Source organism: Thioclava sp. NS-SX20, assembly GCF_057380695.1.
Genome location: NZ_JBXXRY010000002.1, coordinates 450,608 through 471,414, shown reverse-complemented (window position 1 = coordinate 471,414; position 20,807 = coordinate 450,608). Strand labels below are relative to the sequence as shown.

Below are 20,807 nucleotides of genomic sequence, written 5' to 3'. Positions count from 1 at the left end.
GCGGCATATTGGTATTTTATAAATGGCCAATTCCGGTAAATCATATCAATCCAATCTGGACAGCGCCCTGTTTGCACTGCTGCTGGACCCTGCGGCCGCCGAAAGCCTGCAGGCCCAGCTTCTGGACGGGCTACGGCGCAAGATCCTGTCCTCCAACGCCTTTTGCGGCGTCAGGCTTCCGGCAAGCCGCGTTCTGGCGGCCGAATTATCGGTCTCGCGTACGACAGTGCAGATTGTCTATGACCAGTTGATTTCCGAGGGCTATCTGGTCACCAGACAGGGGGCAGGCACATTTGTCGCGCAGGAACTGCCGCATCTGTCACGGGTGGCCAGCGTGCCGCGTCACCCGCCCGCACCGGTCGCCAGCTGGCGACCCTTTCAAAGCGCCCTGCCCGATCCGGCCCTGATGCCCCATGCCCAATGGGCGCGTCATCTGGACCGCGCCTGGCGCGCGCCCTCGGCCGATCTGCTGGCCCGCCCCGACCCGCTGGGGTGGTATCCGCTGCGCGCTGCAATCGCCGATCACCTTCTGGCATGGCGTCAGCTTGCCTGCGACCCGCAGCAGGTGGTGATCACCTCGGGGGCGCGCGACGCCTTCGAGATCATCTTCCGCGCGCTTTTGCCGCCCAAAACCACCGTGGCCATCGAAGATCCCTGCTGGCCGAAAATGGCACGCACCCTGATGTCGTGCGGAGCGCGCGCCCATCCGGTCCGCATCGGCCCCGAGGGGCTGGACCCCGCGCAGATCCCCGCCCGCGCCAGAGCCGCGATAGTGACGCCTTCGCGCCATTACCCGACGGGCCGCAGCATGCCCCTGTCCAGCAGGCTGGCGCTTCTGGAATGGGCCGGTCGCTCCGGCGGGGTGGTGATCGAGGATGATTATGACAGCGAATTCCGCTATCGTGGCCAGCCGCTGCCGGCATTGGCGGGGCTCGACCGGCTGGAGAATGTCCTGTATCTGGGCAGTTTCTCGAAACTGCTCAGCGCCGCCCTGCGGATCGGCTATATGGTGGTGCCCCAGCGCATGCTGCCACAGATCGCGGCCTATTTCGACGCGGTCGGAGGGCAGGCCTCGCTGACCCCGCAGCCCGCGCTCGCCAGTTTCATGGAGAGCGGTGAATTCGCGCTGCATCTGCGCCGGATGCGACGGGTTTATGCGCGCCGGCAGGCCTATCTGCTTTCTGCGATGGCACCGGCGCAGGGGTTTGTAGAGCTCGCGCCCGATGCGGGCGGGATGCATCTTTGCGCGGGGCTCGGACCAAAGCTGCAAGGGCGGGTCAGCGACCGCGAGATCAGTGCCGAGGCCGCCAGGGCAGGGCTATGCGTGGCCGCCCTCTCCGATCATTGCAGCCTGCCGCACGGACCAGAAGCCCTGCTTCTGGGCTATGCGGGGTTTGACGAGGATACGCTTGGGGACGCGGCTCGCCGCCTCTGCGCGCTTCTGGCCCGCATGGGATGAGCGGATGGCCTTGTGTTCTACCAAAGGCGGAAACCCGCCCGTGACCTGCCAGAGTTTTGCCTTGAACCCGCGGGCATCTTTCGCAATTGTACCGCACAACTCTTCTGGCTTTTGTATCCATGACTTTACTCTATGATCCGGGGCTTACCCCGTTTTTGATTGCCGCAGGCCTTGTGGTGGCCCTTCTCCTGCTTGAGGTGGTGATGCTTCTCACCGGCCTGTCGACAACGGGTGACAGCGGCGATCTGGCTTTGGATATGGAGGCCGATGCCGACCTGATCGGACTGAGCGCCCCCGAAATTGCCGCCGAGCTTGATCTGCCTACCGAGGTCGCGGTCCAGATCGAAGGCGCGTTTGACGGCCATTCGCCTGCCGCCCTGGAGGCCACACCCTCTGCGGGCGGTATCATGACCGATATGCTGGGGCTGAACAAACTGCCGCTCACAATCTGGCTGACCCTGTTCTGCGCGCTCTTCGCGGGGCTCGGGCTGGCGGTCCAGACCGGCCTGTGGCAGATCGTCGGGCAGGCCATGCCGCGCCTTCTGGCCGTGCCGGTGATCGCGGTTCCGGCCCTAACGCTGACGCGGGGGCTGTCATCGGTCATCGCCCGTCTGCTGCCACGCGACGAAACCAGCGCGATCTCGGAGCGCAGTCTGGGGCGGCGGCGCGGTGTCGTCACGGTGGGCGAGGCACGGCGCGGCAGCCCCGCGCAGGTGCGGGTGACCGACAGTTTCGGCAACACCCATTATGCCATGCTGGAACCGCTATCGGAAAGCGATGTCATCGCGCAAGGCACCGAGGTGCTGGTTCTGAAACTTCCGGGCGGCGATCTGCGTCTGGTACCTATTGCGTAAAATTCCGGCAGAGCTTTCTGCCGTCAAAGTTTGTAAGAGACGGGAAATGTTTAAATGACTCTCATTCTAGGTGTAGCGATCCCTGTGCTACTGATCGTGGTGGCCTTTCTGGTGATCGCGATGATTTTCTCACGGATGTATAATCGTTCGACCCGCGAGGTCAGCCTTGTGAAAACCGGCACAGGCGGGCGCAAGGTCATCATCGACGGCGGCACGCTGGTCATTCCGGTGCTGCATGAAGTGACGCGGATCAATATGCGCACCACCCGTCTGGAAGTGCGTCGTGACGGCAATTCCGCGCTGATCACCAAAGACCGGATGCGGGTCGATGTGGGCGTGGAATTCTACGTCACCGTTCAGGCCACCGAAGAGGGCATCGCGCGCGCGGCCCAGACGCTGGGCGACCGAACCTTTGACGAACGCGCCCTGCGCGAGATGGTGGAAGGCAAGCTGGTCGATGGTCTGCGCGCCGTGGCCGCCAAGATGGATCTGGACGATCTGCATGAGAACCGCGCCAATTTCGTGCAGCAGGTGCAGCAGACCGTTACCGAGGATCTGCGCAAGAACGGCCTTGAACTGGAGTCCGTCTCACTGACCGCGCTGGACCAGACCCCGCTGAGCGGGCTGGACGAGAATAACGTCTTCAACGCCGAAGGGATGAAGAACCAGGCCGAGCGCATCGCCCAAAGCCGCAAGCAGCGCGCCGCCATCGAGGCGGATGCCGAGGTCGCGGTCGCCCGCTCGCGTCAGGAGGCGGAGGTCAAACGCTATGAGGTCGAGCGCGAGCAGGAAGAGGCCCGTGTTGCCCAGCGTGTGAAGATGGAAGAGCTGGCCGCCCGCGAAGAGGCCGAGAAAGCCCGCCAGCACGAAGAGGCCGAGATGGCCGCGCAACAGGCCCGTATCGCCCGTGAAAAGGCCATCGAAGTGGCCGAGCAGGACCGCCAGATTGCCGTCTCCGAGAAATCCGAGGCCGAAAGCCAGGCCCGCGCCCGTGCCGATCTGGCCAAAGCCGAGGCTATCAAAGCGACCGAGGCGATCGAGACCGAGCGCCGCGTGGCCGAGGGTGAGCGTCAGAAGCGCCTGACCATTCTTGCCGCGCAGGAAGAGGCCGAGCGTCAGGCAACCTCGATCCGCGTGGCCGCCAAGGCCGAACGCGAGGCCGCAGATGACCGCGCCGCCGCCATGCGCGAACTGGCGCAGGCCGAGGCCGACCAGATCACCATCCGCGCCGAAGCCGCCAAGAAAGAGGCTCTGGCCGAGGCCGAGGGGATGCGCGCGCGCAAGCTGGCCGAGGCCGAAGGCACCCGCGCATTGGCCGAGGCCGAGAACGGTCTGTCGGAGGCCATTGTCGAATACCGTCTGGCACAGGCGCGTCTGGAGGCGATGCCGAAGATCGTGGCCGAGATGGTCAAACCCGCAGAGAAGATCGGCGGCATCACCATCCATAAGGTCGATGGTCTGGGCAATGCGTCCACGGCGGCCGAAGGGGCCAAGGCCTCGGGCGGTGACGGGCTGGTCAATCAGGCCTTTGACGAGATGCGCAAGATGGCCTTCCAGCTTCCGGCGCTGGACAGCATCGGCAAGCAGGTCGGGCTGAATATGGAAAAGGGCATGAGCGGGCTGTTCGACGAGGTGATGCCCAAACCTTCTGCCCCGCCCGAGGCCAGCGCGGCAGCCCCTGCCGCACAACCGGCGCAAGACGTCTGAGACCTCTCCGCGCGAGCCCCCCTGAAGGGCTCGCGTTTTTCGTGTCGCCCCCGTCCGGACGGAAGCCGCGCTCGACAGGCCAGTTCGGGACGCGCCTTATCCCCTGCGGCATTTTGCACCCTCCGTCACAGTCTCCGGCAGGTAAAAACCGTTTTGCTCGGCCCCACCTGCCCGCTATAGATGCCCCCATGATGCAGTCCGGCCGATCTTCTCCGCCCCGCGCCCCAGGAGGCCGCTCCGCATGTTCTGCGGGGGCGGGCGTCTGGCTGCTGCGTCTGTGCCTGCTCTGCGCGCTGTTTCTCTCGGGGATCGTACCGCAGGGCATGATGCGCAACCCCGATGCGGAAGGCACGACGCTTGTGCTGTGCACCGGCGAAGGCCCCAAAGAACTGGTGATGCTGCCTGACGGCTCGGTCAAAGACCCCGATGCCCCCGCGCCGCAACGCCATAAGGTCTCGACCTGCCTTGCCGTGTCGCTGTCTCTGGCTGCGGTGCAGGCCGTGCCGGAATTGATGTTCAGCACCGCCGAATTCAGCCGTTATCGTCCCGACCCTGCCCCCGCGCCGCCTGTGATCCTGCGCCTGTATGCGCCGGTCCAGCCGCGTGCACCACCGCGCGCCGCCTGATTGCGGAAGGCCGTGCTGCGCGGCATTCCGCTGTCTTCTGGCACCGCCGTTTCGGGTCTGCGGCCCTGCGGCAGGTTTTGGCATGCGGATCTGCGGGTCTGCGCAACAGGTTTGGAACTCAATATGAAAACGACTTTCTTTGCGGCGGTTGCCGCACTTGCCCTCTGCCCGCTGGTGGCACAGGCCGACATCACCGTGACCGATCTCGACGGGCGTGAAATCCATCTGGAACATGTGCCCGAACGTGTCGCATTGGGGTTTTACTACGAGGATTATCTGGCGGTTGCCGGTGCGGGCGCAGCCGATAAGATCGTCGCTCTGTCGCGCGCGCCCTGGGCCGATTGGCGCCCGAACCAATGGGCGGCCTATACCGCAAGGTTTCCGGCCCTCGAACAAGTGCCGGATTTCGGCAATGCCGATGATAACACCCTCTCGGCCGAGGCGCTGATTGCCACCCGCCCCGATGTGGCGATCCTGTCAAGCTGGCAGACCGCCGCCTTGGGGCAGGCCGGAGTGGCACAGATCGAAGCGGCAGGCATTCCGGTGGTGGCGCTGGATTACAACGCTCAGACATTGGAGCGCCATGTCCTTTCGACCCGTGTTCTCGGGGCTGTCATGGGCCAGCCCGAACGTGCCGAGAGGCTTGTGCATCTTTACAAGACGAAAACCCGCGACACGCTGGCGCGCATTGCCACAGCAGGCCCGTCGCATAAGAAGATCTATGTGGAACTGGCCCAGAAAGGCCCGGAAACCATTGGCAATTCCTATGGCTCCGGCATGTGGGCGGGGGTGATCGATCTGGTAGGCGGCCAGAATATCGCCAAAGGGCAGATCGAGAATTGGGGGCCGCTTTCGCCCGAATATGTCCTTGCCCAGCAACCGGATGTGATCTTGCTGGCAGGGTCGGAATGGCGCAATGCACCGCAGGCGGTCAGCTTGGGTTTCGGCGCACAGGAGGCCTTGGCCCAGACCCGTCTGGCGGCCTATCTCACCCGCCCCGGCTGGTCCGACCTGCCCGCAGTGCGCCAGCATGAGGTGTATGGCATCTATCACGGCGGCAACCGCACCCTGTCGGATTTCGTCTATGCGCGGGCCATTGCCAAAGCCCTCTATCCGAAACTGTTTGCCGATATCGACCCTGCCGAAGAGCTGCGCGCCTATTATCATAACTGGATGCCGATCGAGGCGCAGGGCACCTTCATCACGAAGATGCCATGACCAGCGCGGCAACAACTGTCTGGCGGGCATGGGAAATCCGTGCCCGCAAGCGCCGCCTCGCATTGGGGCTTGCCTGTGTTGTGCTGGGGCTTCTGGTGCTGGCGGATCTGGGCACCGGCCCCTCGGGTATGGGGCCTGCCAAATTGTGGCAGACCCTGCTGGACGGGCCGGACGGGGCCGACAGGGCGTCGGCGGTGATCCTGTTCCAGATCCGGCTGCCGCAAACCGTGCTGGCGCTGATCGTGGGTGCGGCCTTGGGGATTTCGGGGCTGATGATGCAGACCATCCTCGCCAATCCGCTGGCCTCGCCCTTCACGCTAGGGTTCTCGGCAGCCTCGGGATTCGGCGCGGCGCTGGCCATCCTGTTCGGCACCCGCCTTGCCCTGCCGGTGCCGCCTTGGCTGCTGACACCGGCCTGCGCCTTTCTGGCGACACTCGGCGCTACGGCAATGATCTGGGCCGTCGCGCGGCTCAAGGGGTCCAAACCGGAGCTCCTCGTGCTGGCGGGGATTGCGGTGCTGTTCTTCTTCCAGTCGATGCTGTCTCTTGTGCAGTTCATGGCCTCGCCGGAGGTCTTGCAGCAAATCGTGTTCTGGCTGTTCGGGTCGTTGCTGAAGGCGAATTGGACGGCGGTGAAAGTCTCGGGCTGCATCGTACTGCTATGCCTGCCTTTTATCGCCAGAGACACATGGGCGCTGACCACGCTGCGCATGGGTGAGGCCAATGCCGAAAGTCTGGGGCTGGACACCGATGCCTTGCGGCGACGGGTCTTCCTGTTGACCGCAGCACTCACCGCCGCCGCCGTGGCATTTACCGGCACCATCGGCTTTGTCGGCCTGATCGCGCCGCATGTGGCGCGGGCAATGGTGGGCGAGGATCACCGCTTCGGGCTGCCATTGGCCGCCGTGATCGGCGCACTGATCCTGTGTTCGGCATCGGTGGCCGCCAAGCTTCTGTCCAGCGGTGCCGCCATTCCGGTGGGCATCGTCACCGCCATTGCCGGCATTCCGATGCTGGCCGTGGTGATCCTGCGTCACGGAGATCGCGGATGCTGAATGCAAGCCTCGAGCAACAAACCCGCGGGCGACGCACCATTCTGGCCCCGATGCGTTTCAGCCTGCCCTGCGGTCGCCTGACCGCCGTTCTCGGCCCGAATGGCGCGGGCAAATCCACGTTGCTACAGGCGCTTTCGCGGGGCAAGGCCGCGGGGGCGCAGATCCTTGACGGGCGCAGGCAACTTGGCCCGCGCGACATCTGCTACCTGCCGCAGGCCTTTGCGGTCGTCTCCGAACTCAGCGTGCTGGACTGCGTCATTCTGGGACAGCGCGAACGGCTGGGGCTGCGGGTGCCGCAACAGGCGGTCACACAGGCCCGCAGCCTTCTGGATCGTCTGGGGCTGGGGGATCTGGCAACGCGGGCGATGTCGGCACTCTCGGGTGGGCAGCAACAGCGGGTCCTGCTGGCGCAGCGGCTGTTTCGGGGCGGACGGGTGATGGCGCTTGACGAGCCGACATCGGCGCTTGATCTGCACCACCAGCTGGCGGTTCTTGGCTATCTGCGCGATTTCGCCGAACGCACCGGCACTGCCGTGGTGCTGTCGCTCCACGATCTGAACCTTGCCGCGCGGTTTTGCACCCATGCCCTTCTTCTGGCCGAAGGGCGTCTGATCTGCGAGGAGACGCCGGAACGGGCACTGAACGCGCCCGCGATCCGCCGGTTCTGGAAAGTCGCACCGGAATGGCTGCGCGACAGCGAGAACAATGCGGTGTTCGTGCCGCATATGCTGACGCATCGTTGAGCGCCCGAAAGACAGTCCCCGCCGCAACTGGATGACGGCTGCGGCGGGGAGATCCTGTCAGATATCGAAATTGCTGGGCAAAATCACGACATCGCGGATGGTGACCGTGCGCGGACGGCTCAGCATGAACAGGATCGCCTCGGCGATATCCGACGGCTCGATCAGCGCGCCGTTTTCCTTGGCCTTGCGTAGGTTTTCCTCGGGCCAGTCGGCCAGCAGGGCCGAAACCACCGGACCGGGCGAGACCGAGCCCACACGGATGCCATGTTTGTTCAGCTGGCGTCGCATAGTCTGGACAAAGCTGGTCATCGCCCATTTCGAGGCCGAATAGACCGGCTCCCACGGCACAGCCGTATGCCCTGCCACCGACGATGTGACGATGATATCGCCACAGCCCTGCGCGATCATCTGAGGGATCACGTTATGAACGTTCTTCATGACCGCGTTCACATTCAGATTGAGCATGCGGTCAATCGCAGCGGGGTCCGTGACCTCGACCAGATCGCCGCCGATATAGCTGCCCGCATTGCAGTGCAGAATATCGATCCGCCCCGCCAGTTCCATCACGCCCGACAGAAGCGAGGCACAGCTTTCGGGGTCCAGCAGGTCGATGACCAGCGGCAGGGCTTTCTCGCCCAGCTTTTCGGTCACGGCCTTCAATGCGGCACCGTCACGGTCCACAAAGACCACCGTAGCGCCTGCCTCCAGCATCATCTGCGCACTGGCAAGACCGATCCCCGAGGCCGCACCCGTCACTGCGGCGACCTTGCCGCTTAGTTCATTGCTCATCTTCATCTCCTCCACGTTTTTCCCTTTCCGCCCCGATCGGGACGCGGATCAAGCGGTGTTGGCACAAGCCCCGTGCCTGTGCAAATGACAAAGCCCCGCGCGGCGCCCGTTTGCGCGCCGTGCAGCGGGCAGGCCTCAGACGGCACAGGCCGTATGATAGCTGCGGATCACCTCTTCGACCCGCCAGAGAAGCAGCGCCTCGGGGTCGAGCGGCCTGTCGGCAAAAGCTGTCGCGGCAGGCAGGTGCTGCCACATCAGCGGCAACGGCACGACCTGCCCCTGCAGCGCCTCGAGAAGGGCGGCAACAGCGGCCTGTGCCTGCGGCTCGGCCCAGTAATAGCGGATACGATCCGACAGCGAATAATGCCGCAAGACACCCTGCTCGGCCGCATTGCCGCCGTAATGACGCGCCCAGTTAGCGGGTTTTTCCAGCATCAGCGCCTCAAGCGCCACTTTCAGAGGCCGCGCGCCATAGTCGGGCAGCAGATCCGAGGCGATCAGATCCAGCGCATATAGCGCCTCGCGCAGCGCAAAGGTCAGCTCCGGCCCGACTTTCAGGATGGCAAAGCCGTCCTGCACCAGTTGTGCCAAGGGCGCGGTCCCCTGATAATCGGTCGAATGGGCCTCGAAAACCAGCCCGTCCAGCGCCGGCAGGACATCGATCAGCGGCCTCGCCGGTGCGGGGTCATAGGCGATGACGTTATGATTGCCAAATTCCACCCCCGGCTGCACCACAATCGCGATCACGCGCGACAGGGCCGCGTCCAGACCACGGGCGGCGAAGATTTCGCGGTGGACGGCCAAGGTCGTCTTGGCCGCGTCGGGCGCGGTGGGGGTGATGGCCTCCAGCGCGTGATCGGCACCACCGGGAGGCGGAACCTCCGTGCCGATCACATAAAGGGGCATCGGCCCCGCCGCACCCGACGCGGTTCTTTCGGCCACAGCCGCCAGACGCGCGGCCCGATCCGCCGTCTGATGGTCATCCAGCGCGACGGGTTCGCCGCGACAGCCCATAGAGGCGTCCAGATGGATCTTGCGGAAGCCCGCCTCCACATAGGCCGCCACCATCTTCTCGGCTTCGGCCATCGCGGTTTCCGCGTCTTGGTCGCGCCACGGATTGGGGCCAAGATGGTCCCCCCCCAACAGGATCAGATCCTCGGGGCAGTTTTCCTCGGCGGCGATCCGGTAGACCATTTCGGCGAAATCCGCCGGTGTCATACCGGTATAGCCGCCAAGATGATTGACCTGATTGCAGGTCGCCTCGATGAGAACCGTCGCCCGTGTCCGCGCGCCATGACGCAGGGCCGCGCGCAGAACAACAGGATGGGCCGAACAGATCGAGCTTATTCCGACCGGATGTCCCGCCGCCCGCGACGGGGCCAGATCTTGCAGCATGACATTCATGATGCTCTCCTTTGGGTGGTTGCGATAAAGGCATCCAGCTCCTCGCGGGTGCCTGCGCCCTCCATCGGGCCGCGCAGAGTGGCATTGCGCGCACCTGCGGCACAGCCATAGTCAAGCGCACTCTCCACAGGCTGGCCGAGCCTGCGGCAGGTCAGATAGGCCCCACCGAAACAGTCGCCCGCCCCTGTGGGATCGACCGCATCGACCACGAAAGACGGCGCATCGATGCGGCGGCCATCGGACAGGAAGCAGCTTGCCCCTGCCTCGCCGCGTTTGAGCACGATCTCCTTGATGCCCCGCGCGAACAGGGCGGCAAGAGCGGCCTCCTCTCCGGCCACGCCCGCCGCATCTTCCAGCTCCTCGCCCGAGGGCAGAAGCAGGTCGGCCTGCCCCACCAGCCACAGGAAGCGTTCGCGCGTTTCGACGTCCTGTGTCAGCTCTTTGCGCAGGTTCGGGTCGAGCGACAGGGTGCCACCGCGCGCCTTGACCTGCGCCAGCACCTGCCGGATCACCTCCCACGCGCCGGAAATCGACAGGGCCGACCCCATGACATGCAAATGTCCCGCCCGCGCGGCCAGCGCCGCAACCGCAGGCGTCCAGCCGAAACGCGCCGCAGCCGAGCGTTCGATATTGAAAACGAAATCGCGCGATCCATCCTCGCGATACCGCACGAAGGCACTGCCCGTGGGATAATCGGGATCGATCGCGATCCCCGAGACATCGACGCCATCGCGGACCAGCCGGTCGATATTGACCTGACCGAAATCATCGCGACCGACCGCGCCGATCATTGCGGCCTGCCCGCCGATACGCCCGCATTGGTCGATGAAAATCGCCGGTGCGCCACTGGGAAACGGGCCGATCAGCGGCAGGGCGTTGCGAAACCCCTCCCCCGGCATGGTCGCCACGATTTCCACCAATATCTCGCCGATACAAAGGGTCGGCCCCAAAGCATCGGGCGCAAGATGAGAATTGTTCATCGCATAGCTCCTCCTGTGCGAAGAACGGGCAAGGCCCGAAGCCCCTGCCCTGTTCCGACGGTCCCGACGGCCTTACGCCGTGATATTGACCTCGCGCTTGCGCTGCGCCTCGGCCCAACGTTGCTCGATGAACTGCTTGGCATGCGCGGCCAGCGGATTGTTATCGGTCCACGTATCGCGCCAGATCCCGCAGGTGCGCGACAGGCTCTCGTCGACGATTGCGTTGGAGAAGCTTTCGAACACGATATCGCGGTCGTAGTTGATATCGACAAGGGCGCTGAAGATCGACGCGAAGTCGATCGTGCCGGTGCCGAGGAAACCGCGATAGTTCTCGTTGAAATGGTAATAGGTGCATTTGTCACCCGCCATGCGGATCGCGGCAGCGGGGTCGGCTTCCTCGATATTGGCGTGGAAGGAATCCAGATGCAGGAACACGTCATCGCGGCCCGTATCCTTGATGAACTGCAGACCCTGTGCCGTGGTATTGAGAAGGTTCGATTCAAAGCGGTTGACCACTTCAAGCGCGATCTCGACACCGCAATCCTTGGCGATCTCGGCAGTGGCCGCGATGGACTCGGCGCTATGCATCCAGCCGGTGCGGGTCGGCATGCTGTCATATTTGCCATGCATCGAGTAAAGGATACCACCCAGACGGATGCCACCGATATCGCGCACCGCCTTGACCGCATCGGACAGAAGCTGACGGCCTTTGGCCACAACCGCCTTGTCGTCACTGGAGACATCTGCCGCCGCAGGCAGGCCCATCGTCACCACGATATCGACATCCAGCGCCTTCGCCTTCCGGGCCAACCGGTCCAGATCGAAGAGTTCGGGGCGCAGATAGGCGAATTCGATCATGCGGTAGCCATGCTCGGCTGTCTTATCAAGCGCCATTTCCAGCCCTTCTTGGGTCTGGCCGTTGGTCCATACGAAAGAGTGGATACCAAGTCGTCTCATGTTCAGTGCCTCCCTGAATCACATGTCAGAACAGGTTGTGCCTCTTTTTGTTTCTTCTAGCAACAAATAAGAAAGAGGATCGGAAAATTTTTGCCAGAAACCTGGCATATGCGCTTTCTAAAGATCAGGCAGCACGACGCATATGCCGGTTTTGTTGCAAACGGCATATGCATGTTTTCCGCAAGGCAATACGTTTACCGGATCGCTTTACCGTTTTCGTCGAAGCGGTGGATGTTATGCTCTTGGGGGGTGAGCCAGACGGTGTCGCCGGCATGGACATCGACCTCGCCCGAGACGCGGACGTTGAACTGGCCGATGCCTTCGACCTGCACATGGGCATAGGTGTCCGAACCAAGGTGCTCGGAGACGCCAACCAGACCCTCGATCGCGCCGTCGACCGGCGTGGTCGAGAGGTCGATATGCTCGGGGCGGATGCCGATGGCATGGGCCCCGCGGGCCGCGGCGCGCTCGCCTTCGATGAAGTTCATCTTGGGGCTGCCGATGAAGCCCGCGACAAAGCGGTTATCGGGGTTGCGGTAGAGATCGAGCGGGCTGCCCACCTGCTCGATGCGGCCTGCGCGCAGCACCACGATCTTGTCGGCCATCGTCATCGCTTCCACCTGATCATGGGTCACATAGATCATCGTGGTCTTGAGCTTCTGATGCAGCTCCGAGATCTCGAGGCGCATGTTCACCCGCAACGCCGCGTCAAGGTTCGAGAGCGGCTCGTCAAACAGGAAGGCGGCCGGTTCGCGCACAATGGCACGCCCGATGGCCACCCGCTGGCGCTGGCCGCCCGAAAGCTGGCCGGGCTTGCGGTGCAGGTAATCGGTGAGGTTGAGCGCCTCGGCCGCCGAGGCGATGCGGCGCTCTTGCTCGTCGGTGGGCACACCGGCCATCTTCATCGGGAAGGCGATGTTTTTCTTCACCGACATATGCGGGTAAAGCGCGTAGCTCTGGAACACCATCGCGAGGCCGCGCTTGGCGGGGGGGGCCTCGGTGGCATCCGTGCCGTCGATCATGATCTGCCCGCCCGAAAGATCCTCGAGCCCCGCGATCAGACGCAGCAGGGTGGATTTGCCGCAGCCCGACGGGCCCACGAAGACCACGAATTCGCCGTCCTTGATATCCAGATCCAGCGGCGGAATGACTTCGACTTCGCCAAAGGTCTTGCGCACGCCCTTCAGAGTGATTTGTCCCATGACTTATGTCCTTATTTCACCGCGCCGAAGGTCAGGCCGCGGACAAGTTGTTTCTGGCTGAACCAGCCCATGATCAGGATCGGCGCGATGGCCATGATCGAGGCGGCAGAGAGTTTTGCGTAGAAAAGCCCCTCGGGCGAGGAATAGGAGGCGATGAACTGCGTCAGCGGCGCGGCTTTGGAAGCCGTGAGGTTGAGCGTCCAGAAGGCCTCGTTCCAGGCGAGGATGATGTTGAGAAGCACCGTCGAGGCCATGCCCGGGACCGCCATCGGCGTCAGCACGTAAAGCACCTCTTCCTTCAGCCCCGCGCCATCCATGCGCGCCGCCTCCAGGATCTCGCCGGGGATCTCCTTGAAATAGGTGAACAGCATCCAGACAATGATCGGCAGGTTGATCAGCGTCAGCACGACGACCAGACCGATGCGGCTGTCCAGCAGCCCCAGATCGCGGAAGATCAGGTAGATCGGCACCAGAACCCCCACCGGCGGCAGCATCTTGGTGGACAGCATCCACATCAGGATATCCTTGGTCCGACGGCCCGGCACAAAGGCCATCGCCCAGGCGGCGGGCACCGCGATGATCAGCGCCAGCAGGGTCGAACCGACCGAGATGATGACCGAATTCATGAAGAATAGCGGGTAGTTCGAGCGTTCGAGCACGGTATGGTAGCTTTCCAGCGTCCAGCCCGAGAAGAGCACCTTGAGCGGCGAGGCGATCGCATTCCCTTCCGTCTTGAACGACAGGATGAAGATCCACAGGATCGGGAAGAAGATCGCAATGCCCACAGCCCAGGCAAGTACGGTGGTCAGCGCCTTGCGGCGGGGAGTGACGATACGGGACATCTCAGGCCTCCAGATTCTTGCCGATCATCCGCATCAGGAAGATCGCAACGATATTGGCCAGAATGATCGCGATGACACCGCCCGCCGAGCCGCCGCCGACATCGAATTGCAGCAGCGACTGCACATAGATCATATAGGTCAGGTTGGTCGAGGCCACGCCCGGACCGCCATTGGTGGTTACCAGGATCTCGGCAAAGATCGACAGCAGGAAGATGGTCTGGATCAGGATCACCACGGTGATCGCCCGCGACAGGTGCGGCAGCATGATGTAGAAAAACCGCGCCAGTTTCGAGGCCCCGTCCATTTCGGCCGCTTCCAGCTGTTCCTGATCAAGCGATTGCAGGGCCGTCAGCAGGATCAGCGTCGCAAAGGGTAGCCATTGCCACGAGACGATCCCGATGATCGAGGCCAGCGGCGCCTGAGCCAGAAAATCATAGGCCGGAAGCCCGAAGAGATGCGCGATATGCGCAAACAGCCCGTTGACCGGATTGAGGAACATGTTCTTCCACACCAGCGCCGAAACGGTGGGCATCACGAAGAACGGCGCGATCACCAGAATGCGCACGATCCCCTGCCCGAAGAAGGGCTGGTCCAGCAGCAGCGCCAGAAGAATGCCCCCCACGATGGTGATTGCCAGAACCCCCACCACCAGTAACACGGTGTTAAGCAGCGCCGTGATAAAGGCAGGATCCGTGACAAAGAACTCGTAATTGAGGAAGCCTGTCCATTCTTCCATGCCGGGCATGAGAAGGTTGTATCGCAGGAAGGAGAAGTAGAGCGTCATCGCCAGAGGGACGATCATCCAGCCGAGAAGAAGAATAACGGCAGGAGAAATCATCAACCTCGCAGCGGCGCGGGAATGCTTCGTGGCCATCTTAGCGCATCCCTCCTGCAAGGATGCGCCAGTGCCGCGCGGGATAGAAGCAAGATCTTATATCGCGCCGGTCGCGACACCCGAAATGCCGATGGCAAGGGGCGTAGGCTGTCATGGCGGCAGTCCTCCTCAGGCTTATCTGTCTGGAAGAGGGGCCGACGATTTCTGCATGCCGCGCCGACCGACAAGATGCCACGCATCTGTCGCTCCGGCCTTCCCCCCTCGCGAATTCCTCCATTCGCGGGACGTAGCATGACTATATTTGCATCCTTTAGCAACAAATATTTTTTTGCTAAAAAACGTTCCTTTTCAACTGTCTAGCAAAATGGCCGGGCGCTCTTCGGCATTTGTGAAGATCGCCTTATGCATCATACAGGCCGCCCCGAATGCAGATCCGGCCATCGCCTTGTCATTCAGATGAATCGCCGGAACCGGAAAGTCCTCGCCCTGCAGATCGCGAATATGGGCCAGCACGCGCGCCGCAATCAGCGGATAGAGCAAGGCCAGCGATCCCCCCAGCACCACCTGATTGGGATCGATCAACCGGCTGGCCTGCACGATCGCCCAAGCCAGACCGCGCGCCCAGTCCTCTGCGATCTCCACGGCGCGGGGCACCCTGTCGCGCACCTCCTGCTCCAATGTCGCAAGATCCGCCTCTGCCAGCCCCGAAACCTCTCGGAAGCGGCGCAGAACCGCAGCGCGCCCGATCGTTTGCTCCAGGTTCAACGCACTGTCAGGCATATGCAAATGGCCGATCTCGCCCGCCAGCCCATGCCCGCCCCGCAGCAACTCTCCCTCGACCAGAAGGCCGCCGCCAATCCCCGCTTCGAGGAGCAGAAACAAGGTGACACCGCTGGCCGCATCGGGGGTAGAATAGGACGTGCCGATGGCAAATGCATTGGCGTCATTTTCGACGGCCACCGGAATTGTCTTTGGAAAACATTCCGGAAGGCTGGACAGCGCCAATTCCCGCAGGTCGACATTTTCCCATTTCAGCAGGGCCGCCGAGCGGACCTTGCGGCTGTCGCCTTCGGTGGTCAGCTGGGCCGGAACCGAGATCCCCACCCCCGCACAGCGCTCCATCAGAGCCGGATCGAAATCTTCAAGTAATTGCGCGATCGACTGGCGCACCGCATCTGCCGGACCAACCCTGTCCCCCTCGAACGGCTCTGTCCGGCAGTGGCGCAGCGCGCCGGTGAAATCGACCTGCACCGTTGTGATATGCTCGACACCAATCTCGACCCCCAGAACCCAAAGCGCCTCGGGGATCAGCTCCAGCAAGATCCCCGGACGCCCGGCCTGCGCGCGCGGCTCTGCCGTGGTGGTGGCGCGGACCTCGCGGACAAGCCCCCGCGCGATCATGTCACCAATGATCTTGCCCGAAGAGGACCGGTTCAGGCCCATGAGCCGTGCCAGATCCGCGCGACTCATCGAGCGGTGCTCGTGCAAGGCCTGCAGGGCCCCCAGAATATTGGTCTGACGGATTCGCTTCGGAGAGCTGGATATTTGTTGCATCATCAGTTCCCCTTTAAAGAGATATGCATAATTTGAGTTATGAATAGCATTCACTCACCGCTCATAGCGACAAAAGTCAAGAATTTCAGTCATATTTTTAAATGACACCAGACATCATTTTTTATTTGCGTCAAAAAGCAACAAACAATAGCGTAAAGAGGCGAACAACGACCCGACAGTCTGATCCGGAGGAGCCTTGGGCCGCATATAGCCTGCTATATGCCAGCCCGAAGCGGATCACCTGTCACGATATATCAGGGAGGATATTACCAATGACCCTTCGCATGCCCCATCTCGGGCTTGTTACAACCGCGCTCGTCCTTCTGGGGGCCGGCATGGCCTCTGCCGAAGAAACGATCACCATTGCCACCGTCAATAACGCCGATGTCACGCGTATGCAGCGGCTGACCGGCGTCTTCAACAAAGAACACCCCGATATCCACATCAACTGGGTGGTCCTCGAGGAAAACCTCCTGCGCCAGCGCGTCACACAGGATATCGCCACCAATGGCGGCCAGTTCGATGTGGTGACCATCGGCAATTACGAGGTGCCGATCTGGGCCAAGCAGGGATGGCTGAAGCCGCTGGACGACCTTCCGGCAAGCTATGATGTCGATGACCTGATCCCGTCGGTTGCGGCCAGCGCCTCTTACGAGGACAAGCTCTACGGGCTGCCCTTCTATGCGGAATCCTCGATCACGATGTATCGCACCGATCTGGCGAAGAAAGCGGGCGTCACCATCCCCGAAAAGCCGACATGGGCCGAAATCACCGCGGCGGCAAAGGCGATGAACGATCCGTCGGCAGGGGTCTACGGCATCTGTCTGCGCGGCAAACCGGGCTGGGGGATCAACACGTCCTTCCTGACCTCCATGACCAATTCCTATGGCGGACGCTGGTTCGATATGGACTGGAAACCGCAATTCGACAGCCCCGAATGGAAAGAGGCTTTGGATAAATATCTGGAGCTGATGAAAAACTACGGCCCGCCCGGTGCCGTGGGCAATGAATTCAACGACAATCTCGCGCTGTTCGAAACCGGCAAATGCGCCATCTGGATCGATGCCAGCGTCGGTGCTTCGGTGATCACCGATCCGAAAGAGGCGAAATTCGCGAAGGATGTCGGTTTTGCGCGCTTCCCGCATAAAGACGGCGTGGACAATTACGGCAGCTGGCTCTGGGCGTGGACCCTGTCGGTTCCGGCAAGCTCCAAACACGCACAGGCCGCCGAAACCTTTATCAGCTGGGTCACGTCGAAGGACTACACCGATCTGGTGGCCCGCGAGGATGGCTGGGGCCATGCTCCGCCCGGCACCCGCCAGTCGCTTTATGCCAATCCCGAATACCGCAAATCCGCACCTTTCGCGGATGTGACGCTGGACTCGATCAAAGCGGTCGATGTCAAACATCCCTCGGTGCAGGACGTGCCCTATCTTGGCACGCAATGGGTCGGTATCCCCGAGTTCCAGGGCATCGGCACGGCGGTTGGTCAGGTCTTCTCTTCGGCGCTGTCCGGCCAGATCACGGCAGAACAGGCGCTGTCGCAGGCCCAGACCTTGACCGAACGCGAGATGAAACGCGCAGGCTACTAAACCCCTCTAGATCGAAGGCCCCCGCCAGCCGGTGCGGGGGCCTTTATTCCCACACAGCCCGTCACACGGGTTTTTGCGCCGAACGGGCCGCCAGCCCTGCCAGCAGGATCTCCAGCCGGTCGAGGATCTCTTCGGCCTGCATGTGGCGATCCACGGGGACAGTGGGGCGGCGTTTGGGCAACAGCACCCCGAACACCAGATCCAGCATCATCCCTGCCACCCGCTCGGGCTGCGCCTGCGCCACCCGTCCGGTCTGCATCTCGTCTTTCAGCCAGACCACAAGCGTTTCGCGAAACTGCAGGATCCGGCCGTCGTAAAGCAGCGCGTTCAGCGTGGGCAGCATCAAACTTTCGCGATGGATCAATGCCATAAGCGTATCTCTTTCGTCAGCATGGCGCGCGTCAAGATCCAGCCGGAACACCCGCCGCAGCAGGTCGCGCAATGGCAGGGTCTCTCCGTCAGGACGGGGCAGACCAAGGATCAGATGGCGGCGGGACTCGATCGTGGCGGCAAAAAGCGCCTGTTTATCAGAGAATTGCTTGTAAAGATCGCGCTTTGACATACCCGCCTGCCGCGCGATATCGGACATGGTGGCACGGGCAAACCCCTTATCGATAAACGCTGACATGGCCGCCGCAAGGATCTGCTCCTGTCGGGCCTCGTCCGAACGTTTCTTGGGACGCCCGCGCGAGGCTGTTTTGGCCTTCGCCCCATCCTCGCCGCCCATTGACATCGTTTCTATGTCCCTCATTTAAGGAACCGATCAGGTTCCGGTTTATTCAGGTGGTAGCCGGTCGGCCTGACACGGTTTGGAAAGGACCCAGCATGACGACACGTCGTAACTTTCTTATCGGCCTTGGTGCAAGCGGCCTTGTCACCAGCCTTTCGCTTCCGGCTCTGGCCGGCACTCCCGCCCCGCTTAAAGCCATTGCGATCACGAAAGTCTATGGTGACGGTCTGCGATTTGTCGCCATCGCGCTGGAATATCCGCAAAGCCTCAGCGCCGATATGATCAAGGCATCGGAATTCTCCGTCGAGGGGCGCAATATTACCGATGTGTTCCCCGCCACGGCCGCAGATCCGGACAGCCGCAGCCAGAGCGGCAAGTTCCTCATCATCGCGCTGTCCCCCGATGATGCGGCCGCCCGCCTGAAACAGGAAGACCAACCCCAAGCCATGCCTGCGGCGGCCTCCCAGACCGATGGGGCAGCCGCCGCGGGCAAGAAGCCGCACTGGTCGGCAGGCGACCCCAATGACAGCGGCGTCACATGGGCCACTCCGCAGGCCACCATTGCCACGCCCGAAGGGGATGTCACGACCTCTGGTGTCGTCAATCTGGTTCTGGATGCGTTCGAACAACGGGTCTGGAACGACCCCGAGACAGGCGATAGCCTGCCCTATAACCTGTTCATCCCCAAAGACTATGACCCCGCCAAGACCTATCCTCTGGTCAATTTCATGCCCGATGCAGGGGCCACCAGCACCGATCCGCTGATGACGCTGAAACAGGGGTTGGGGGCCATCAGCTGGGCCTCGCCGGAAGATCAGGCGGCACGGCCTGCCTTTGTGCTGGCCCCGCAATATGCGGAAATCATCGCGGATGATGACAACCGGACGTCGTCCATGCTGGAGACCACCCTCAATCTGATCAAGGCTTTGGGCGAGGAATTCCCGATCGACCCTGCGCGGCGCTACACAACGGGGCAGTCCGGCGGTGGCATGCTGTCCATGGCGATGAATATCAAATATCCCGATTTCTTCGCGGCAAGTTTCCTTGTTGCCTGTCAGTGGGGGCCGGAGCTTGTTGCCCCTATGGCGCAGAACCGGCTGTTTATCGTGACCTCGCAAGATGACCCGGGCGCGTTCCCCGGCCAGAATGCCGACACGGAAGCCCTGGAAGCCGCAGGGGCGCATGTGGCCCGTGCCATCTGGGATGGCCGCTGGGATGACGACCAGTTCCAGTTCGCCTTCGATGCGCTGATCGCGCAGGGGGCACGGATCAATTATGTCAGCTTTGCCAAAGGCACCGTCATTCCCGCAACCGATAACGGGCAGGGCGCCGCCGGTCATCGCAACACATGGCGACTGGCCTATTCCATCGCGCCGATCCGCGCATGGATCATGCGCACCGATATATGAGGCCGAACATGAAAGCTTTCGCGATTGATCCCCCCTCCCGCATGCTGGTGCGCGTGCTGGTGCCGGTCTTCGTCCCCGTGCTGGTCAGCCTGGCCACCCCTGCTCTGGCCGATATGCGCACGCCCTCGGATCCGACCATGCGCGCGGCCAAAACCGCAACGGATCAGGGAGATCTGGCGCAGGCGGTGACGCTGTATAAAGAGGCCGCAGATCAGGGACAGGCCAGTGCCGCAAGCGAGCTGGCCCGCCTGTATCTGGAGGGCGGGACCGGCCTGACCCCCGATTATGCAGCCGCCGCAGACTGGGCGGAACGCGCTGCACAGGGCGGGGATAGCCGTGGCTATCTCTATCTTGGCAAGATCTATATGGACGGGTTGGGCGTGCCCGTGGACACCGCCAAAGCCAAGGACTATTTCCACAAGGGCGAGGCAGCCGGTGACATGAAAGCTCCGCGTTATCTGGGGCTTATCGCCAAGGCTGAAGGCGATGACAAAACCGCCGCCACATGGTTTGCGGAAGCGGCCGAGGCAGGGGATATCACCAGCCAGTTCTATCTCGGGCAGGCCTATGAAACGGGAGCAGGTGTCCCGCAAGACTACATGCAGGCGCTTTACTGGTATCGGAAATCCGCCGCACGCGATGATCTGATCGGCTCCGATGGCATGGTCGGAGAAGCGGGGCTTTACGCACGCGGACTGGGTGTGGCGCAAGATCCGGCACGGGCCAAGGCGCTTTACACGAAGGCTGCGGCCTTCGGCAACCCCAAGGCGCAGGCCGCACTGGCGGCCCTGCCCGACGCCGCAAGCGCCCCCTGAAAAGGACGATCCTCCCGCAGGGCCGGCAATGCCCTG

19 protein-coding genes are annotated in these 20,807 nt (G+C 62.6%); 10 read left to right on the top strand and 9 right to left on the bottom strand.

The features are described from left to right. Positions 1-22: 22 nt before the first annotated feature. The 7 genes from pdxR (at position 23) to AC2ISB_RS15740 (ending at position 7,662) form a co-directional block, all read left to right on the top strand. The gene (pdxR, locus tag AC2ISB_RS15770; RefSeq protein ID WP_486576937.1) at positions 23-1,459 is read left to right on the top strand and encodes a MocR-like pyridoxine biosynthesis transcription factor PdxR; all 1,437 of its coding nucleotides are present in this window, start codon (positions 23-25) and stop codon (positions 1,457-1,459) included. Between the two features lie 119 nt (positions 1,460-1,578). Beyond that, positions 1,579-2,313: an OB-fold-containig protein gene (locus AC2ISB_RS15765; RefSeq protein ID WP_486576936.1), complete on the top strand. Its 735-nt coding sequence runs from the start codon at positions 1,579-1,581 to the stop codon at positions 2,311-2,313. A 54-nt stretch (positions 2,314-2,367) separates the two neighbouring features. Continuing rightward, entirely contained in the window at positions 2,368-4,020 is a 1,653-nt protein-coding gene (locus AC2ISB_RS15760) for a flotillin family protein (RefSeq protein WP_330629245.1), read from the top strand. A gap of 188 nt (positions 4,021-4,208) precedes the next feature. Next, entirely contained in the window at positions 4,209-4,646 is a 438-nt protein-coding gene (locus tag AC2ISB_RS15755) for a DUF2946 family protein (protein ID WP_330629244.1), read from the top strand. Positions 4,647-4,769: 123 nt separating this feature from the next. Next, positions 4,770-5,864, top strand: a complete 1,095-nt coding sequence (locus tag AC2ISB_RS15750; protein ID WP_486576935.1) for an ABC transporter substrate-binding protein — start codon at positions 4,770-4,772, stop codon at positions 5,862-5,864. Continuing rightward, on the top strand, positions 5,861-6,919 hold the full coding sequence (locus AC2ISB_RS15745; protein ID WP_330629242.1) for a FecCD family ABC transporter permease: 1,059 nt from the start codon (positions 5,861-5,863) through the stop codon (positions 6,917-6,919). Before AC2ISB_RS15750 ends, AC2ISB_RS15745 begins: the two co-directional genes overlap by 4 nt. Further along, on the top strand, positions 6,913-7,662 hold the full coding sequence (locus AC2ISB_RS15740) for an ABC transporter ATP-binding protein (RefSeq protein WP_330629241.1): 750 nt from the start codon (positions 6,913-6,915) through the stop codon (positions 7,660-7,662). The genes AC2ISB_RS15745 and AC2ISB_RS15740 overlap by 7 nt, the downstream gene beginning before the upstream one ends. 57 nt (positions 7,663-7,719) lie before the next feature. On the opposite strand, the gene AC2ISB_RS15735 is transcribed toward AC2ISB_RS15740, so the two are convergent. The 8 genes from AC2ISB_RS15735 to AC2ISB_RS15700 all read right to left on the bottom strand — a co-directional run bounded on the left by AC2ISB_RS15735 (position 7,720) and on the right by AC2ISB_RS15700 (position 16,228). Beyond that, the gene (locus tag AC2ISB_RS15735) at positions 7,720-8,451 is read right to left on the bottom strand and encodes an SDR family oxidoreductase (RefSeq protein WP_330629240.1); all 732 of its coding nucleotides are present in this window, start codon (positions 8,449-8,451) and stop codon (positions 7,720-7,722) included. Positions 8,452-8,586: 135 nt separating this feature from the next. Then, positions 8,587-9,855, bottom strand: coding sequence for a D-tagatose-bisphosphate aldolase, class II, non-catalytic subunit (locus AC2ISB_RS15730; protein WP_339109828.1), 1,269 nt, complete (start codon positions 9,853-9,855; stop codon positions 8,587-8,589). Further along, positions 9,852-10,835: a tagatose kinase gene (locus tag AC2ISB_RS15725; protein ID WP_330629238.1), complete on the bottom strand. Its 984-nt coding sequence runs from the start codon at positions 10,833-10,835 to the stop codon at positions 9,852-9,854. Before AC2ISB_RS15725 ends, AC2ISB_RS15730 begins: the two co-directional genes overlap by 4 nt. Before the next feature lie 72 nt (positions 10,836-10,907). Beyond that, a complete protein-coding gene (locus AC2ISB_RS15720; protein WP_486576934.1) occupies positions 10,908-11,792 on the bottom strand; it encodes a sugar phosphate isomerase/epimerase family protein in 885 nt (294 codons plus the stop codon). Positions 11,793-11,986: 194 nt separating this feature from the next. Continuing rightward, positions 11,987-12,994 carry an ABC transporter ATP-binding protein gene (locus AC2ISB_RS15715; protein WP_330629236.1) on the bottom strand — a complete coding sequence of 336 codons (1,008 nt, stop codon included), beginning with the start codon at positions 12,992-12,994 and terminating at the stop codon, positions 11,987-11,989. Positions 12,995-13,005: 11 nt separating this feature from the next. Beyond that, complete coding sequence (locus AC2ISB_RS15710) at positions 13,006-13,836, bottom strand: carbohydrate ABC transporter permease (protein ID WP_330629631.1); 831 nt, start codon at positions 13,834-13,836, stop codon at positions 13,006-13,008. Between the two features lies 1 nt (position 13,837). Further along, a complete protein-coding gene (locus AC2ISB_RS15705; protein ID WP_330629630.1) occupies positions 13,838-14,710 on the bottom strand; it encodes a carbohydrate ABC transporter permease in 873 nt (290 codons plus the stop codon). 309 nt (positions 14,711-15,019) lie between these two features. Further along, positions 15,020-16,228 carry an ROK family transcriptional regulator gene (locus tag AC2ISB_RS15700; RefSeq protein ID WP_486576933.1) on the bottom strand — a complete coding sequence of 403 codons (1,209 nt, stop codon included), beginning with the start codon at positions 16,226-16,228 and terminating at the stop codon, positions 15,020-15,022. A gap of 269 nt (positions 16,229-16,497) precedes the next feature. Between AC2ISB_RS15700 and AC2ISB_RS15695 the strand changes: the two genes are divergently transcribed. After that, positions 16,498-17,817, top strand: a complete 1,320-nt coding sequence (locus AC2ISB_RS15695; protein WP_486576932.1) for an ABC transporter substrate-binding protein — start codon at positions 16,498-16,500, stop codon at positions 17,815-17,817. A gap of 61 nt (positions 17,818-17,878) precedes the next feature. On the opposite strand, the gene AC2ISB_RS15690 is transcribed toward AC2ISB_RS15695, so the two are convergent. Then, a complete protein-coding gene (locus tag AC2ISB_RS15690) occupies positions 17,879-18,568 on the bottom strand; it encodes a TetR/AcrR family transcriptional regulator (protein ID WP_341486007.1) in 690 nt (229 codons plus the stop codon). Positions 18,569-18,642: 74 nt separating this feature from the next. Between AC2ISB_RS15690 and AC2ISB_RS15685 the strand changes: the two genes are divergently transcribed. Both AC2ISB_RS15685 and AC2ISB_RS15680 read left to right on the top strand, forming a co-directional pair. Next, positions 18,643-19,956 (top strand): hypothetical protein, encoded by a 1,314-nt coding sequence (locus AC2ISB_RS15685; protein ID WP_339109823.1) that lies wholly within the window; start codon positions 18,643-18,645, stop codon positions 19,954-19,956. 8 nt (positions 19,957-19,964) lie between these two features. Continuing rightward, complete coding sequence (locus tag AC2ISB_RS15680) at positions 19,965-20,771, top strand: tetratricopeptide repeat protein (protein ID WP_486576931.1); 807 nt, start codon at positions 19,965-19,967, stop codon at positions 20,769-20,771. The last annotated feature ends 36 nt before the right edge of the window (positions 20,772-20,807 follow it).